The following is a 17,815-nucleotide window of genomic DNA, read 5'->3' as shown; positions in this document are numbered from 1 at the left end:
CTAAATATATCAAGCTTAAAGCTTTAGCTTTGTTTCATATTAGCAAAGTTATGAACATGTTAGGTTTAACTCTGTATATCAGCTCTCCCAACTCAAATGATCTAAATGACCTTGATGATCTGTTTTGACCACCATCAGTTGATCAGATAATTCACGATTAACTGTGTAATCAAATACTGCAAAATACGATGTGTCATATTTCCCATCTGGATAAAGCCCGATCCTTGTTAAATATAACTTGTTTAAAAACTGTTGTGTCTTGTCTATTGAGTTGGAAATCCCGATGTGTGCTAAGAAATCATCACCCAATTCATCAAGATGAAAATCCACATATTCTTTGACAGTACCGTCATGCTCACCTTCAAAATTTTGTTGAATATAAGCGTGGTTGTTTTGGTCAAATTTTTCTATATTTTCTATAAATGATTTAACTCGTTCAAAATTTTCTAAACTCAAAGTATTCGCTTCAAAATTCAAATCGATTTGAACCACTTTTCCATTCACCTCAGCATCGACTTCATAATATTCTTCTAAGTTTTCTGAGTTTATAGTTCCAAAATACGGCAAAGTATATGCTGGCATTTTTATAGTCCTCATGCTTTTGTGTTTAAATGATGTATTCGGCTTAACCAGATTAAATTATTTTAGACACTATTTACTATTGGTTAAAATATATGAATGGTATATTTTTGCTATTCTATTTCATATTTTCCTATATTTGTTCTTTATGGGACTTTTTCACTTTTCTTTACGCATAAAAAAACACCCCCAACAGTTAGTTGAGGGTGTTTTAAGAATTAAAAGCTGGCGATGACTTACTCTCACATGGGTAACCCCACACTACCATCAGCGCTAAGAGGTTTCACTTCTGAGTTCGGGAAGGGATCAGGTGGTTCACTCTTGCTATTGTCGCCAGCAAACTGTTATGGACTTTTTCGGGTCTTATGGGTATGCCTTACTTTGTTCCAAATGAGTTTAACAGAAGAACATTTGAGTTGGTTATTGTAACTAGCTTTACAACTAAATCAAGTATCTTTGATCTTTTATGAATCAAATGATGCTTCATATACAACTGCTTGGGTGTTGTATAGTCAAGCCTCACGAGCAATTAGTATTGGTCAGCTTCATGCGTCACCGCACTTCCACATCCAACCTATCAACGTCGTAGTCTTCAACGGCTCTTTAGAGGACATAAAGTCCTAGGGAAATCTTATCTTGAGGTAGGCTTCCCGCTTAGATGCTTTCAGCGGTTATCCCTTCCGAACATAGCTACCCGGCGATGCGACTGGCGTCACAACCGGTACACCAGAGGTTCGTCCACTCTGGTCCTCTCGTACTAGGAGCAGATCCTCTCAAATTTCCAACGCCCACGGTAGATAGGGACCGAACTGTCTCACGACGTTCTAAACCCAGCTCGCGTACCTCTTTAAATGGCGAACAGCCATACCCTTGGGACCTGCTTCAGCCCCAGGATGAGATGAGCCGACATCGAGGTGCCAAACACCGCCGTCGATATGAACTCTTGGGCGGTATCAGCCTGTTATCCCCAGAGTACCTTTTATCCGTTGAGCGATGGCCCTTCCATACAGAACCACCGGATCACTAAGACCTACTTTCGTACCTGCTCGACTTGTGGGTCTCGCAGTTAAGCGCGCTTTTGCCTTTATACTCTACGCGTGATTTCCGACCACGCTGAGCGCACCTTCGTACTCCTCCGTTACTCTTTAGGAGGAGACCGCCCCAGTCAAACTACCCACCAGACATGGTCCTCGTCCCGGATAACGGGACAGAGTTAGAACCTCAATATTACCAGGGTGGTATTTCAAGGATGGCTCCATAGCAACTGGCGTCGCTACTTCTAAGCCTCCCACCTATCCTACACAAGTAAGATCAAAGTTCAATGTCAAGCTGCAGTAAAGGTTCACGGGGTCTTTCCGTCTAGCCGCGGGTACACCGCATCTTCACGGCGATTTCGATTTCACTGAGCCTCTGCTGGAGACAGCGCCCCCATCATTATGCCATTCGTGCAGGTCGGAACTTACCCGACAAGGAATTTCGCTACCTTAGGACCGTTATAGTTACGGCCGCCGTTTACTGGGGCTTCGATCAAGAGCTTCGCTTACGCTAACCCCATCAATTAACCTTCCAGCACCGGGCAGGCATCACACCCTATACGTCCACTTTCGTGTTTGCAGAGTGCTATGTTTTTAATAAACAGTTGCAGGGGCCTGGTTTCTGTGGCTGCCAATAGCTCAAGGAGCAAGTCCTATCACCGTCAGCAGCGTACCTTCTCCCGAAGTTACGGTACCATTTTGCCTAGTTCCTTCAGCAGAGTTCTCTCAAGCGCTTTGGTCTACTCGACCTGACCACCTGTGTCGGTTTCGGGTACGATTCCTGTGTAACTGAAGCTTAGAGACTTTTCCTGGAAGCATAGTATCAGCCACTTCACGAGTAAACTCGCTTGCTATCAGTTCTCAGCATAGAGCACCCCGGATTTGCCTAAGATGCATGCCTACAACCTTTCACCTGGACAACCAACGCCAGGCTGACTTAACTTTCTCCGTCCTCTCATCGCATTACACAGAAGTATTGGAATATTAACCAATTTCCCATCGACTACGCCTCTCGGCCTCGCCTTAGGGGTCGACTCACCCAGCCCCGATTAACGTTGGACTGGAACCCTTGGTCTTTCAGCGAACGGGTTTTTCACCCGTTTTGTCGTTACTCACGTCAGCATTCGCACTTCTGATACCTCCAGCATGCTTCTCAACACACCTTCATCGGCTTACAGAACGCTCCCCTACCACGTATACAATGTATACATCCGCAGCTTCGGCATATAGTTTTAGCCCCGTTACATCTTCCGCGCAGGCCGACTCGACTAGTGAGCTATTACGCTTTCTTTAAAGGGTGGCTGCTTCTAAGCCAACCTCCTAGCTGTCTATGCCTTCCCACATCGTTTCCCACTTAACTATAATTTTGGGGCCTTAGCTGGCGGTCTGGATTGTTTTCCTCTTGACTACGGACGTTAGCACCCGCAGTCTGTCTCCCGGATAGTACTCATAGGTATTCGGAGTTTGCATCGGTTTGGTAAGTCGGGATGACCCCCTAGCCGAAACAGTGCTCTACCCCCTATGGTATTCGTCCGAGGCGCTACCTAAATAGCTTTCGGGGAGAACCAGCTATCACCGAGTTTGATTAGCCTTTCACCCCTATCCACAAGTCATCCCCTGGCTTTTCAACGACAGTGGGTTCGGTCCTCCAGTTAGTGTTACCCAACCTTCAACCTGCTCATGGATAGATCACCCGGTTTCGGGTCTATACCCAGCAACTAAACGCCCTATTAAGACTCGATTTCTCTACGGCTCCCCTATACGGTTAACCTTGCTACTGAATATAAGTCGCTGACCCATTATACAAAAGGTACGCAGTCACCAAACAAGTTGGCTCCCACTGCTTGTATGCATGCGGTTTCAGGATCTATTTCACTCCCCTCACAGGGGTTCTTTTCGCCTTTCCCTCACGGTACTGGTTCACTATCGGTCAGTCAGGAGTATTTAGCCTTGGAGGATGGTCCCCCCATATTCAGACAAGGTTTCACGTGCCTCGCCCTACTCGTCATCATTATATGTGCACTTTCGTGTACGGGACTATCACCCTCTACGGTAGCACTTCCCAGAGCTTTCCGCTAATACACATATAACTTAATGGGCTGATCCCCGTTCGCTCGCCGCTACTGAGGGAATCTCAATTGATTTCTTTTCCTAAGGGTACTGAGATGTTTCACTTCCCCTCGTTCGCCTCGCATGACTATGTATTCATCATGCGATACCTACCTTATGGTAAGTGGGTTTCCCCATTCAGAAATCTCCGGATCACAGGATATTTGCCGCCTCCCCGAAGCTTATCGCAGGCTATTACGTCTTTCTTCGCCTCTGACTGCCAAGGCATCCACCACATGCACTTAATTACTTGACTATACAACCCCAAACAGTCGTTAATCCCTACAAGGAGGATCAACAATGTGGATTTAACCACTTCTATTTGTTGCTTGTGAACTTAATCACTGTACAGCTTCAATTTAATTCATATACCAAAACGCTTGATTCAGTTTTATCGCTAGTTCTCATTTCACTCCACATTAACAATTGCTTGTTAAGCTTCATAAAACGAGTTAAACAATTATTTCAACTCAAATATATTCTGTTAATGATTCTCTACCGCCTCGTCAGCAAGTAGTTCACTGTGATAAATCACAGAAGTTAATAAACTCTATAAACTTCAGTTCATTAATTTCTATAATCAATTTCATCTTTCAAATGGATGCCTGCGCGAAGCACAGCTTCTTGCTTAAATTTTCGGACAAAGCGTTGCTTTGTTTTCCCTCAAATTTGGTGGAGACTAGGAGAGTCGAACTCCTGACCTCCTGCGTGCAAAGCAGGCGCTCTACCAACTAAGCTAAGTCCCCAGCTTAAGATCTTAATATATCTGCTCTTCTGTGTTCAGTAGACTTGGTGGGTCTGACAAGACTTGAACTTGTGACCCCACGCTTATCAAGCGTGTGCTCTAACCAACTGAGCTACAGACCCTCAGATACATCAATGAAGAACAACTTGTTGTGGATTCTTACCAATCGTCAATCTTTCGTTAAGGAGGTGATCCAGCCGCAGGTTCCCCTACGGCTACCTTGTTACGACTTCACCCCAGTCATCGGCCACACCGTGGTAAGCGTCCTCCTTACGGTTAGACTACCTACTTCTGGTGCAACAAACTCCCATGGTGTGACGGGCGGTGTGTACAAGGCCCGGGAACGTATTCACCGCGGCATTCTGATCCGCGATTACTAGCGATTCCGACTTCATGGAGTCGAGTTGCAGACTCCAATCCGGACTACGATCGGCTTTTTGAGATTAGCATCCTATCGCTAGGTAGCAACCCTTTGTACCGACCATTGTAGCACGTGTGTAGCCCTGGTCGTAAGGGCCATGATGACTTGACGTCGTCCCCGCCTTCCTCCAGTTTGTCACTGGCAGTATCCTTAAAGTTCCCATCCGAAATGCTGGCAAGTAAGGAAAAGGGTTGCGCTCGTTGCGGGACTTAACCCAACATCTCACGACACGAGCTGACGACAGCCATGCAGCACCTGTATGTAAGTTCCCGAAGGCACCAATCCATCTCTGGAAAGTTCTTACTATGTCAAGACCAGGTAAGGTTCTTCGCGTTGCATCGAATTAAACCACATGCTCCACCGCTTGTGCGGGCCCCCGTCAATTCATTTGAGTTTTAGTCTTGCGACCGTACTCCCCAGGCGGTCTACTTATCGCGTTAGCTGCGCCACTAAAGTCTCAAAGACCCCAACGGCTAGTAGACATCGTTTACGGCATGGACTACCAGGGTATCTAATCCTGTTTGCTCCCCATGCTTTCGTACCTCAGCGTCAGTATTAGGCCAGATGGCTGCCTTCGCCATCGGTATTCCTCCAGATCTCTACGCATTTCACCGCTACACCTGGAATTCTACCATCCTCTCCCATACTCTAGCTTCCCAGTATCGAATGCAATTCCCAAGTTAAGCTCGGGGATTTCACATCCGACTTAAAAAGCCGCCTACGCACGCTTTACGCCCAGTAAATCCGATTAACGCTCGCACCCTCTGTATTACCGCGGCTGCTGGCACAGAGTTAGCCGGTGCTTATTCTGCGAGTAACGTCCACTCATCTTGGGTATTAACCAAAAGAGCCTCCTCCTCGCTTAAAGTGCTTTACAACCATAAGGCCTTCTTCACACACGCGGCATGGCTGGATCAGGGTTCCCCCCATTGTCCAATATTCCCCACTGCTGCCTCCCGTAGGAGTCTGGGCCGTGTCTCAGTCCCAGTGTGGCGGATCATCCTCTCAGACCCGCTACAGATCGTCGCCTTGGTAGGCCTTTACCCCACCAACTAGCTAATCCGACTTAGGCTCATCTATTAACGCAAGGTCACAAGTGATCCCCTGCTTTCCCCCGTAGGGCGTATGCGGTATTAGCATCCCTTTCGAGATGTTGTCCCCCATTAATAGGCAGATTCCTAAGTATTACTCACCCGTCCGCCGCTAGGTCAGTTACCGAAGCAACATCCCCCGCTCGACTTGCATGTGTTAAGCCTGCCGCCAGCGTTCAATCTGAGCCATGATCAAACTCTTCAGTTAAAATCATTAGTGACTTAAGGTCACAATTCTGGCTCATCAATGTACTGACAAATTCTCTCAAATAAACTTCGAGTAACTTAAACCAATCAATCAATGATAATATTTCGATCAATCAATCAGTAAAAATCCACACAAGTTGTTCTTCATATTCTCTTAATGATCAATTTACCACCTCGTCAGTGATAAATAAGACGCAATAAACATTCAACAACTTAACCCTCTAAGCTAAGTTCGTTTGCTGTATCGCGTCGGGATGCTGCGTATTCTATATATTTTTTATAGACACGCAACCCCTATTTTGAACTTTTTCAACCACATGGTTATTTTTTCAACAAAAAGCGCAAAAAACTGCATTTTTCACTCATTTTTTAGCACTTCTTTAAACTCATGCTTTTAAAATCTTAAAAAAGACCTCATCAATTAATAGTCTTTATTTGATTCTTATTCAAAAATAATCACCTGAAGAATGTGCATGTAAGAAAGCAGGGATTAATCCCGTTAATGCTGCCCGAATATCTGCACGCTCATTAATAAGTTGATGTGATCCTTCTTCAAGAATTAATAAAGTTTGCAATCTGAATTGGCGACGTACGAAATCAATATTATATTTCCAATCCACTGTTTGATCTTGAGCACCTTGTGCCAACCACACAGGTATACGGCATTTTGGAAATTCTTCCATTTCCTGCATCCATTTCGACATTGCTAGAATCCAGTCCATTCCCATCATACGGGGTTGCAAAGGATCTTTTAGTCGTACAAATCTTAAAAACTCTGGATTATGATTGTTGCGTTTAAAATGACGTGGAACTTCTCTTTTAATTCTACGAATAATGCCCAAACCAATAGAATTGTGCCACCATGCGGTTTTAGCTGGTCTCACCAAAGGTGATAAGAGTAAAACACGATCAACAATTGGATTTTCTCTTTTTTGTGCATATTCAAGTAAATGATGCATCCAAATTGCACCACCTGTACTCTGTCCTACCCCCAACCAAGGTTTAGGAAGATGCTGTGAGTTTTTAACATATTGGTAAACAGCATGCAGCACTTGTTGATAGTGGTCAAAATTTTTAATATTTGCTGGAGAACCATTACTTAAACCATGCCCTGGCAAATCATAAGTAATAACACTAAAGCCTTGTTCAAGGATTTCTTTAACAATCGGTTGATAGATACCACTATGCTCTAAATAACCATGTAATAAACAGACTGTTCCTTTTACTTTTTCAATTTTAGGCTTAAATACCTGAACATGCAGTTTAAACAACGGCATGTCAATAAAGCCTTGCCATTGAACACAATCTAATTGATCAAAACCATAAAGTCGTTGATAAGCCTTTATTTCTTGGTTTGGCACATAGGCACGATTTAAATTTAAAGCTTCTAATAGTTGTGGTGTGGTATCACGACTTGGTACTGGCAAATCAAGTTGTTTTAAAATTGTAGGATTTAAAAATGGGATATCCGCCATTAAGGCACCTCTCTACAGCCACTCGAACCAAACAACATATCTCGAATTGTTGCTAAAGTTTCATAGTTGGCTCTGCGGCTATGATCATAATTCTGTTTGCTTGGTTGCCATTCTGTAAGTTGAGTAGGCATTGGTGCGTCCACTGGAATGGTTTCTATACCATTCAACGCAAATAAACGACGTGTTCTAGGCATGTGATAACGATCTGTAATCAACATGACTGTAGGTGCTCCACCTTTTTTTTGTAATAGTAATGAGCTAAAACGTGTATTTTCACAGGTATTCATACTGCGATTTTCCAATAATTTTGCCTGCACCCCACGTTCAGCCAACCACTTTTGCATATAAGGTGCTTCAACGCCACTCAACACAATAGGCAGTTTGATTTTTTTCTCTAGTTCAATAGTCGTTTCCAGTCTTAGCTTAGTGTAATCATTGACAATGATATCTTTCTGATTTTTATCTAAAGTTAGACCACCACCCAAAACCACAATGGCATAAGGTTGACTGACTGGTTTTGGGAGTTCACTATTTTTATTGGGTAAGCTTTCTAAATCTTGTTGTACTTGTGAACTTGATAATTCAACAGCAGAAGCTGAGGGATTTTCATATAAAGCCTTATCATCAACCTTATACTTTTTTAAGAAAGTTAAATATTCATCCATCAGCGCCTTGTTGTCTTCACTATTTAAATCTAATAAGTTTTTAACCACATCATTAGGCTGGTCTTCTACAGCATCAGAAGCTGCATGTTCAGACACTAAAGGAATCACTGGCTTGATTTGCTCTTCATCATCTTCTTTTTGTTCTTTGGCAATTTTTTCCTGTAAAGCTCGATAACGCAATTGAAGAGCAAGCAAATCCTTCGCATCGTTGTTCTTTAACAGTTCTTCCATCAACTTTAGATAAGCTTGACGAGCAATCCACAAATCCGAACCTGGTTCTAAGTTTTCTGTTTCAGATAATGCCGCATTTTGTTGGCTTTTTGCGGCAACCTGATTGACTTCAACAGGCACAAACGTATTGAGAATCCTCACCATAAGGTTCGAATAAAATGGCGTATACCAAAATACAATCAGACAGCCAAAAAGTACAAATAGTATTGCAACCATCCGTAAAAATCTGACCATCCAATGTTGTTTAACCATATATAGACTCAATGTTAATGGTTCTGAATTAATCCCATTTCGTTAAAAAGTACAGGTTCTGGCTCTAACTGCACAGCAAACTGATCAAACACATCCCGCTGAACAGCTCGATAAGCCGCTTGAACATCTGTCAATGTTGCATCCGCATAATTCACCAGAACTAAAGCTTGTTTATGGAACATGCCGACTTGATTAAGTTGCTTACCTTTCCATCCTGATTGGTCAATCAGCCAACCAGCTGCAATTTTAACGCGATCCTCTGTTTGAGGATAATGTGGAATATTAGGGAATTTTGCAATTAATTGTGAAAATACATCTCGCCCAATAATCGGATTTTTAAAGAAACTTCCGACATTTGGATATTCTTTAGGATCAGGAAGTTTACTTTGTCGAATTTGGATGACTTGTTTTTGCAAATTCTCCGCACTCAAGTCATCTGCCATTGCTGCTTTTAAATCACCATAGTTGATTTTTAAATCAGCCTGTTTCAGTAATCTAAAAATCACATGAGTAATAACATAACGATTTGGATCATCTTTAAAAATACTGTGACGATAAGAAAATTGACAATCCTGAGCACAGATGGAATGCATTTGCTCTAATTCACGATCATATACTTCCACAGATTCAATAAACTCACCTGCTTCAACGCCATAAGCCCCTATATTTTGTACAGGAGAAGCACCTACCAAACCTGGAATCAATGCAAGGTTTTGTAAACCATAAAGATGCTGTGAAGTCGTCCACAATACAAAGTCATGCCAGACTTGCCCTGCACCCACCTTTATTGTTTTACTCCGTTCATCTTCACCGATAAACTCAATCCCCTGTATATCGATCGCAACAACCAGGGCATGAATATGCTCAGGAAGAATCATATTGCTTCCACCTGAAAGAACCAGCACATTTAAATTATTTTGTTTGGAAAATTGCAGTGCATTTTGAAGGTCAGCAACAGATTGTACTTTGACAAAATGTGATGCAACTGAGTCTAAACGGAGTGTATTAAATGGTTTAAGTTGAACCTGAGATTCAATATTCATAACTTAAATTTCATTCCTAATGTATATCAATTACTTATATTGAAACTGTTGCTGAAAAACTTGCACCCACGCTAGACTACTTGACTCACATTGATCAAGAACACGCTCAAATCCATCCGCTTCACCATAATAAGGGTCAGGAATGGCTTGCTTCGGAAAATCAGCATCATGTTCACTCATCAGCGCAACTTGCGCTTTAACAGACTGTACACCAAATTGTTGAATCGCTTGTTGAAGCAAAGATTTGATATTCGCTAAATTTTCATGATCCATTGCAAGAATTAAATCAAAATCTAAGAAGTCTTGTATTTTTAACTGTCTAGCACGCAAATCTGAAAGATCATAGCCTCTTTTTATTGCATGTTTTTGACTGCGGTGATCAGGTGATTTATTGGGATGATAATTACTCGTTCCAGCTGAATCCACAATCACGTTCAATTTCTGTTCATTACAATAATGTCGCAAGACGACTTCTGCTGTAGGTGAACGACAGATATTTCCTAAGCACACACATAAAACCTTGTATGGCATTTTGGATAACATAAACCGCCTCAAATGATCATTTCTTTTATAAGCGCTTATGTTAAGTTATTTAGCAAGTGAATCCTATAGAACCTTAAAACAATAATGTTAATTTTGTGATGACAGATTAAGGATAGTACACAATGCAGCATTTCCAATTCCAAACTGTAGCCAATATTATTTCTGGGCTAGGATCAGTCCAAGAATTAAAGACAATTTTAGCTAACAAATATAAAAAAGCCTTGCTTGTAACAGATGCAGGGATGATTCAACATGCACTGCATTTACCTGTACTGAAAATTTTAGAAGATGCTCATTTGGCTTATGAAATTTACGCTGACGTTCAGGCTGATCCTGCAGAACATATTGTTCTATCCGCAGTGGAGTTTGCCAAAAAAAATCAAGTCGATGTTGTGATTGGTTTTGGTGGAGGCAGCTCAATGGATGTTGCCAAACTTATTGCAGTATTGGCTCATGCTCAACAAACCCAAAGTATTCAAGAGATCTACGGTATCAATAATGTTCATGGACCAAGACTTCCTTTAATTCTGATTCCAACCACTGCCGGTACTGGTTCTGAAGTTACGCCGATCTCCATTGTTACGACAGGTGAAACTACAAAAACTGGAATTGTCTCACCGATCTTATATGCGGATATCGCAATCCTTGATGCCACATTTACCACTGGTCTACCATCACATATCACAGCCGCAACTGGCATTGATGCAATGGTGCACGCCATCGAAGCCTATACTTCAAAAATAAAGAAAAACTTTTATGCTGACATGTTGGCAAAACAAGCGCTGAAACTTCTCAATAAAAACTTGAAACTTGTCTTGGCGGATGGTATGAACCTTGAAGCACGCCAAAATATGTTATTGGGATCGATGTTAGCAGGTCAAGCATTTGCCAACGCGCCTGTTGGCGCTGTTCATGCCCTTGCCTATCCATTAGGTGGACATTTCCACTTATCTCATGGACACACCAATGCTTTGGTTCTATTAGAGGTTTTAAAATTTAATGCCTCTGAAGCCAAAGCTCACTACGCTGAACTGATGCAATGGTTAGATCCTTATAGTAAAGGCAGTGTTGAAGGTCTCTGTGATTTATTTATCGACCATATGCAAAACCATCTCAACAATAGCGGCTTGCCCCTAAAACTGAGAGAGTTAAATGTACAACCTCAACAACTTGAAGTCCTTGCAGAAGATGCAATGCTTCAAACACGCTTATTACAAAACAATCCTAAGGTTTTAAACTACACCGATGCACTCAACATTTATCAGGCAATTTATTAGGGTCTATTGAGATTTCAACAGCACATTGCGTTATCGATTAATACGACATAAACAAGAAGTGAAATACCAACAATCGCGATACTATGGTCGAGTTTCGAAATGCAGTTGAGGAAGACTTTAATCACAACCAACTGAATAGAGATATTTTACGAGGTCTACCTTAGGTTTTGCTGACTTAGCACCACTGAGTTTCACAAAACCTGCCAAGTAATATCTAAAAAATCTTTATCACAAGCATCTGTAAAGTATCAACCAACTTAAAACACATCATCAGAATGCTTGCGATTGATTTTGTAAAATCATCTTTAAATATCGTTAAGCTATAAACCGATTTGCTTAGGTAATGCACTACATTTCAAACAAAAATTAAAAACTGTCTTTTGATCATAAAAGACTAGCCTGATTCCTCTGGCATAAGAAATTGCTAAAAATCGCAAACAAACTGTCACAAGAAAAACCTTAAATTATCAATATGTGCAAAAAACAGTCAATAAAATTCTATTTTTTAATCAAATAGATTATTGCGTATTTTAAAAAATATCTATTTATAACTTTAATTATCATAATATTATTTTAATTACTCATTATTTGTATGACTGACTGGTTGATAATTTACCGTGTTTTCCGTTTAACTTCTAAAATAATTACTCTAAAATCGCCGACGATCTTAATCGGGAAATTAAGATAACAGACAGTATTGGAAATGATTCTATGAAAAAACTTGCATTGGCGATTTTACCATTAGCAGCGTTTGGCTTAAACACTGTTACTCATGCAGCGACTTCAGACGGTAAAACTTTTGCTGTTTCTACAGGTTGGTTGCATGTAATGCCACAAAGTAAGGGACAAGGTGTCAATGGGAAAACAGGTAATTCACCTTACTTAGGTCCCTTGGCTAATTTACAAGCAGCTAATCCTGATGCTGGTTTTGAAGTACAAAATGCTGATACTGCAGGTTTGATGCTTGATTATTTCGTCAATGATAACGTTTCATTAGAATTAACTTTGGGCGCACCTCCTGAAATGGAACTTGCAGGTAAAGGCAGCATTAAAGTTCATGGGATCAATGTCATTGACCTCAGCAAATATGACAAAGCTGCAACTACAGATGCCTATACACCAACCATTTCTGGTCGTTACCACTTTGGCTCGATCAACAATAAAATCCGCCCTTATGTTGGTGCTGGATTGATGTATGCTCACTTCTCAAATGTTGAAACTGACCCTGCGATTAATCAGGCACTGAAGGCAAATCCTTATCTTGCTACGTTCAATCCAGAATTGGGTAAAGTAAAAGTTGATGATGCTTTTGCACCAGTGGCTATTCTTGGTGCTGATTTCAACATCAATAAAAACTGGTATGCAACAGCTTCTGTGTCTTATGCACACCTTACGACTAAAGCTAAATTAAATGTAAATGCGACTACACCAGCTGGAACAACAACGTTGATCTCAGGTCAAAGCAGTATTGAAATTAAACCAATTGTGACTTATTTAGGTCTAGGCTACCGTTTCTAATTAATGAAGTCTGATTGAGATCAGTCTTCATTTTCTATAGCTCATTAAGTCATACTTAATGAGCTTTTTATTTTTTTAAATCATCCTTTATACATATCATCCTGCGATGTATCCAACAAAATAGGATCGCTTTAAAACCATCATCATTTTGAATAAAAACAAACAACGCTCTCATCCCATAAAAGATCTTTGTCATCTCTGGAAAGTAAGACATCACTGAAGTAAATTAATCAAATTTTTTGTTAAAATATAAGGCTGTGAAAATGCCTGATCTCTATTATCCAAGTTTTCTTAGATGGTATCAGTAAGATAAATAAATCTAAAATTGGATAAAAGATACGCTTTATACGAAAAACATCGTCATATCTATTCACTCTTGTTGAATGATATGATGAGAAATTGATTAAATTTGATGTACATCGCTTCTTATTCACACTGTCATTGTTTTAATGTAAATGTCCGTATAGCGCAGAGTAAAGTAAAATGAAACCACAAATAAAATTACGTGATCAATATGCCTTTATTTTCCCAATTCAAACACGTTGGGCTGACAATGATATTTATGGTCATGTGAATAATGTAACCTACTATAGTTATTTCGATACCGCAGCCAATGCTTTATTAATTCAAAAAGCGGACTTTGATATTCATCAATCGCCAATCATTGGCTTAGTTGTAAATTCTTCTTGTGATTTTTTTCAAGAACTCACTTATCCCGAAATTATTGAAGTAGGCGTTGCCATTTCAAAAATAGGAAACGCATCACTGACTTATGATTTAGCAATTTTTAAACAAGGACAACCCCAAGCTTCAGCTCAGGGGCAATTTGTTCATGTATTTGTCTCTCGTAAGACAAAAAAAAGCACCCCAATCCCTCAAGATATGCGAGATGCTTTACAGATTTATCTCAGTGAATAATTCATTTTAAGCTCTATAGCTAAGCCAGATCGAATAAACTATATTTCAAAGATAATATTTTAAGCTAAAGTATTTTGATCCCAAAAAGCCTGACTGACTTCAGGCATTTGATTTAACATTTCAATAATGGGCTGAATTTCTTTTTCCTCAACCGAGTTTGCAATCAAAATTGCCTTAATCTCAACATCTTGTTCTCCAAAAGGCTCTACGTCAAAATCTTTGGCTGGAAAGTGATAATGCTTTAAAGCTTTACTCAACTCATCCATAACATACTTACTATGTTCTTTTTGACACACCACATAAATTTCATGTTGCATTTCTGACTCAACATTGAGTGGTTTCCGGTCGATAATATGACCAATCGGACGTAGCAAAGTATTTGCAGCCAAAATAAAGAGTGTTGCCAATAATGCTTCAACAATACGATCACAGCCTGCTGCTGCACCCACGGCAGCAGAACACCATAGCGTTGCAGCCGTATTCAGACCTTGAATATTACCCTCTTGGCGCATAATCACGCCTGCACCTAAAAAGCCAATACCAGAAACAACATAGGCAATTACTCGAACAGAACCATCAGCGCCAGTTAAATTATTGGCAATATCAACAAAAATAGCAGCACCCACAGCCACCAAAACATTGGTTCTCAAACCAGCTGTACGTTGTCTATACTGTCGCTCAAATCCAATCAAACCACCTAAAATAAAGGCAGAAAAAAGGCTAATCAATGTATCAAGCATGTTTGTTAATTCTAAATGTTGCATAAATTGGAGTTGCATCTATACGCTCCACAGTTATTTTAATTTATGGTCTATATCTTTATATCTCATGAATAACGGAATAAAAATCCTTCACTGTTTTATCACATGCAAATGACAAAAGTATTGCAAAGTATTAAAACTCAACACTTTAAAGATTTTCAATTTCAAAAAATCAGTTAGATATAAATAGTCTGATATTTGAACCAAAGTTGCCTTCTTTACATGAATAACAGGATGATAAAACGAGAGATATAAAAACAGACCTTGAGTAGGTATTTTATTTAAGGAGGAAATGTAATTTAAAAATAGAAATGCGATCTTATTGCAAGACAACATTCTCAAAAGTACCTTGCTTAATAAGTTAGAATCACTATAGATAAACTACAGCACCTCGACGAACTATTTGGCATTTTTAGATACCCCTTTGTTGAAATTGGCGCGATTATAACCACAAAGTCATTAAATAAAAACCGCATTTTTTTAATTGATATTTATTTTATAAGATCATTCAACAATATTAAAATTTTGTATACAGTCGCACTTCAAGTTTTAGTCAGCCTTGTTTGATGCACTGGCAACTTCCCTGTTGCACACTAAACATCACCCATCCTCTATATATGATTATATTGAATGCAGATCAAATGTTATCGAAGAATGTATTTAACTTTTGAGTTGAATATTTTCAATCTGACCATCAAATGCATCAATCAAACTTTTTACTACGGGCTCTTGTTGAAGCATTTCAGCTGCACGATCAAAAGCACGCACTTTACGTTCTTTTTGCATCATATACGGTGTAATCGACTCGACCTCACCATACTGAACTGTAAATATCGTTTGTGACCATTGTTGCTTTAAAGCTGCTTCTAGATCATGTTGCGCTTGATTCAGTAATTTTTCATATTTTGGTGAAGTTTGAAAAATAGACTGACCATTAATCATACCCATCATCAAACCATGTTGTGCCAGTTCTTGAACAGCAGGAGAAAGCGAGCTGTTTCTAAACCAATATTCCCATTTATCAACAGTCCAATCTCCTTCTAAATCTTGAGATTGTAACGTTAATATTTGTTGCGGTGTTTGCGCATTATCAGAGGAGCCTAATTGATTCTCAGACTTAACCACCTGAACTTGATTTTCACTTGGCTGCTGTTTTTGGATAGCTTCAGCATTTTCAATATTAAGCTGTTGATCTTGTGCTTCAGGAGCTAAAAAGAACACATCCTGATTTGCTGTTGATGCTAAAGAATTTTCATTTGTACTTTGTGAATGAAGCTCAGCACCGAAGAGCGTCAAATCTGGTGCACTAGTATCAATAGACATTTCATTTTGAACATTATGATTTGCCTGCTGATCAATGATTAGAGACGGTTCAGTAACCACAGTCTGTATTTGTGCTGTGTTTACTGTGCTATCAGTATCTTCAATGAATTGCTCATTAAAAGCATCGTCACTATTCGGCTCATGGTCTTCAATAATCTGCTGTGATAACTCATCCTCAACTGCATCAAAAGCAGGATCACTCACTACAGAGAGTGTTTGTGGCATTACAGCAAGATCAGATTTTAATGGCTCCAACTGTTGTTGGGATAGATCAGGTTCAATAGTCTCACTTTTTATATCAACTTCAGCATCTATCTTTGCCTCATCGTCTATCTTGGTATCAATCAGCGTCTGATCTTTTGCTTGTGCAAATGATTTTACAGTCTGATGAGGTTCAATATCCAAAGGTTTATCTTGAGTTTCAACTGAAAGTGCTTGCTTTTCAATATGCTGTTGTGGTTGAGAAATTACAACTTCATTGACTTGCATTGGTCTAAAAGCAAGTAAACGCAATACCGTCATTTCAAAACCTTGCTCTTGTGTCACAGCAAGTTGCAACTCAGCCCGCCCTTTACATGCAATTTGATAATAGAGCTGTAAATCTTGAGCAGAGACGATTTTCGATAACTGCATAATTTTTTGATTTATTTCAGCACTATATTTTAGGCTGAGATCTGGCAAATATTGCAACATTGCCAACTCATGTAATGTTGAAATAAATTGATCCAAAACCAATGAAACATCTAAAGCTTGCTGTCTAAATTGTAATAACAACTGACTGACACGTTCCCGCTGATTCTGATGTATTGCCAAAATCAAATCATAAATAATGGTTCGATCTATCAAGCCCAACATTTCTTTAACGTCTTGGTGATGAATTGCACCTTGACCATAAGCGATTGCTTGATCAGTTAAAGACAAGGCATCACGCAATGAACCTTGTGCAGATTCCGCAATTTGCCAAATCGCATCTTGCTCTGCTGAGATTTCTTCTTTATTTAAAATACTACTGAGGTGGTGGGTAATTTCATCCACAGCCAAAGGTCGTAATGTAAATTGCAAGCAACGGGAGATCACGGTAATAGGAAGTTTTTGCGGATCGGTTGTCGCAAATAAAAATTTTACATGCTCTGGTGGTTCTTCCAATGTTTTTAACAAGGCATTGAATGAGTGCGTAGAGAGCATATGCACTTCATCGATCAAATATACTTTAAAGCGACCTTGTGTAGGCGCATAAGGTACATTATCAAGCAGCTCACGGGTATCTTCAACCTTGGTTCGTGATGCTGCATCAATTTCGATGAGGTCAATAAAACGCCCTTCATTCACAGCTTTACATGTTGCACAAACTTCACAAGGTGTCGAAGTTACGCCAGTTTCACAGTTTAAACATTTTGCTAAAATTCGCGCAATTGTGGTTTTTCCAACTCCACGTGTTCCTGTAAATAAGTAAGCATGATGTAAACGTCCACGATCTAAAGCACTGGTCAGCGCACGAGAAACGTGGTTCTGTCCGACCAATTCATTGAAGTTGCGTGGGCGATATTTACGTGCAAGTACCTGATACATGGAAGCTCCTAGTTACAGGTCTAAGGATACTGTTTTTTTGACAATTAGTGAATG

Annotated in this window: 10 protein-coding genes, 2 tRNA genes and 3 rRNA genes; 3 read left to right on the top strand and 12 right to left on the bottom strand. The window is 40.1% G+C overall.

What is annotated here, in order from left to right:
* Positions 1-78: 78 nt before the first annotated feature.
* From TOL5_RS09125 to TOL5_RS09080, 10 genes are all read right to left on the bottom strand, one after another.
* A complete protein-coding gene (locus TOL5_RS09125; RefSeq protein WP_042085621.1) occupies positions 79-582 on the bottom strand; it encodes a DUF2004 domain-containing protein in 504 nt (167 codons plus the stop codon).
* A 220-nt stretch (positions 583-802) separates the two neighbouring features.
* A 5S ribosomal RNA gene (rrf, locus tag TOL5_RS09120) occupies positions 803-917 on the bottom strand.
* 170 nt (positions 918-1,087) lie between these two features.
* Positions 1,088-3,978, bottom strand: a 23S ribosomal RNA gene (locus TOL5_RS09115).
* A gap of 414 nt (positions 3,979-4,392) precedes the next feature.
* Positions 4,393-4,468 (bottom strand) — tRNA-Ala (locus TOL5_RS09110).
* A 44-nt stretch (positions 4,469-4,512) separates the two neighbouring features.
* Positions 4,513-4,589 (bottom strand) — tRNA-Ile (locus TOL5_RS09105).
* A gap of 59 nt (positions 4,590-4,648) precedes the next feature.
* Positions 4,649-6,187, bottom strand: a 16S ribosomal RNA gene (locus tag TOL5_RS09100).
* Together the 16S, 23S and 5S rRNA genes with 2 tRNA genes alongside form the textbook arrangement of a ribosomal RNA operon.
* Positions 6,188-6,632: 445 nt before the next feature.
* The gene (locus TOL5_RS09095; RefSeq protein WP_004824246.1) at positions 6,633-7,661 is read right to left on the bottom strand and encodes an alpha/beta hydrolase; all 1,029 of its coding nucleotides are present in this window, start codon (positions 7,659-7,661) and stop codon (positions 6,633-6,635) included.
* On the bottom strand, positions 7,661-8,809 hold the full coding sequence (locus tag TOL5_RS09090) for a YdcF family protein (RefSeq protein WP_005032067.1): 1,149 nt from the start codon (positions 8,807-8,809) through the stop codon (positions 7,661-7,663). Before TOL5_RS09090 ends, TOL5_RS09095 begins: the two co-directional genes overlap by 1 nt.
* Before the next feature lie 14 nt (positions 8,810-8,823).
* Complete coding sequence (gene murB / locus TOL5_RS09085; protein ID WP_121775692.1) at positions 8,824-9,852, bottom strand: UDP-N-acetylmuramate dehydrogenase; 1,029 nt, start codon at positions 9,850-9,852, stop codon at positions 8,824-8,826.
* Between the two features lie 30 nt (positions 9,853-9,882).
* Entirely contained in the window at positions 9,883-10,395 is a 513-nt protein-coding gene (locus tag TOL5_RS09080) for a low molecular weight protein-tyrosine-phosphatase (protein ID WP_046761167.1), read from the bottom strand.
* Positions 10,396-10,517: 122 nt separating this feature from the next.
* Here TOL5_RS09080 and TOL5_RS09075 point away from each other — a divergent pair, with 122 nt between their 5' ends.
* From TOL5_RS09075 to TOL5_RS09065, 3 genes are all read left to right on the top strand, one after another.
* Entirely contained in the window at positions 10,518-11,672 is a 1,155-nt protein-coding gene (locus TOL5_RS09075) for an iron-containing alcohol dehydrogenase (protein ID WP_121775691.1), read from the top strand.
* Positions 11,673-12,383: 711 nt separating this feature from the next.
* On the top strand, positions 12,384-13,190 hold the full coding sequence (locus TOL5_RS09070) for an OmpW/AlkL family protein (protein ID WP_221260694.1): 807 nt from the start codon (positions 12,384-12,386) through the stop codon (positions 13,188-13,190).
* A gap of 483 nt (positions 13,191-13,673) precedes the next feature.
* A complete protein-coding gene (locus tag TOL5_RS09065; RefSeq protein WP_121775689.1) occupies positions 13,674-14,108 on the top strand; it encodes an acyl-CoA thioesterase in 435 nt (144 codons plus the stop codon).
* Positions 14,109-14,167: 59 nt separating this feature from the next.
* Here TOL5_RS09065 and TOL5_RS09060 read toward each other — a convergent pair whose 3' ends face one another.
* Complete coding sequence (locus TOL5_RS09060) at positions 14,168-14,887, bottom strand: MgtC/SapB family protein (protein ID WP_005032074.1); 720 nt, start codon at positions 14,885-14,887, stop codon at positions 14,168-14,170.
* 642 nt (positions 14,888-15,529) lie between these two features.
* Positions 15,530-17,761, bottom strand: a complete 2,232-nt coding sequence (gene dnaX / locus TOL5_RS09055; RefSeq protein WP_121775688.1) for a DNA polymerase III subunit gamma/tau — start codon at positions 17,759-17,761, stop codon at positions 15,530-15,532.
* Positions 17,762-17,815: the final 54 nt, after the last annotated feature.

This window comes from Acinetobacter sp. Tol 5, assembly GCF_019702905.1.
Classification (GTDB): Bacteria; Pseudomonadota; Gammaproteobacteria; order Pseudomonadales; family Moraxellaceae; genus Acinetobacter; species Acinetobacter bereziniae.
Note: the sequence above shows the minus strand (reverse complement) of the source record. Positions and strands in the feature narration are given on the sequence as shown.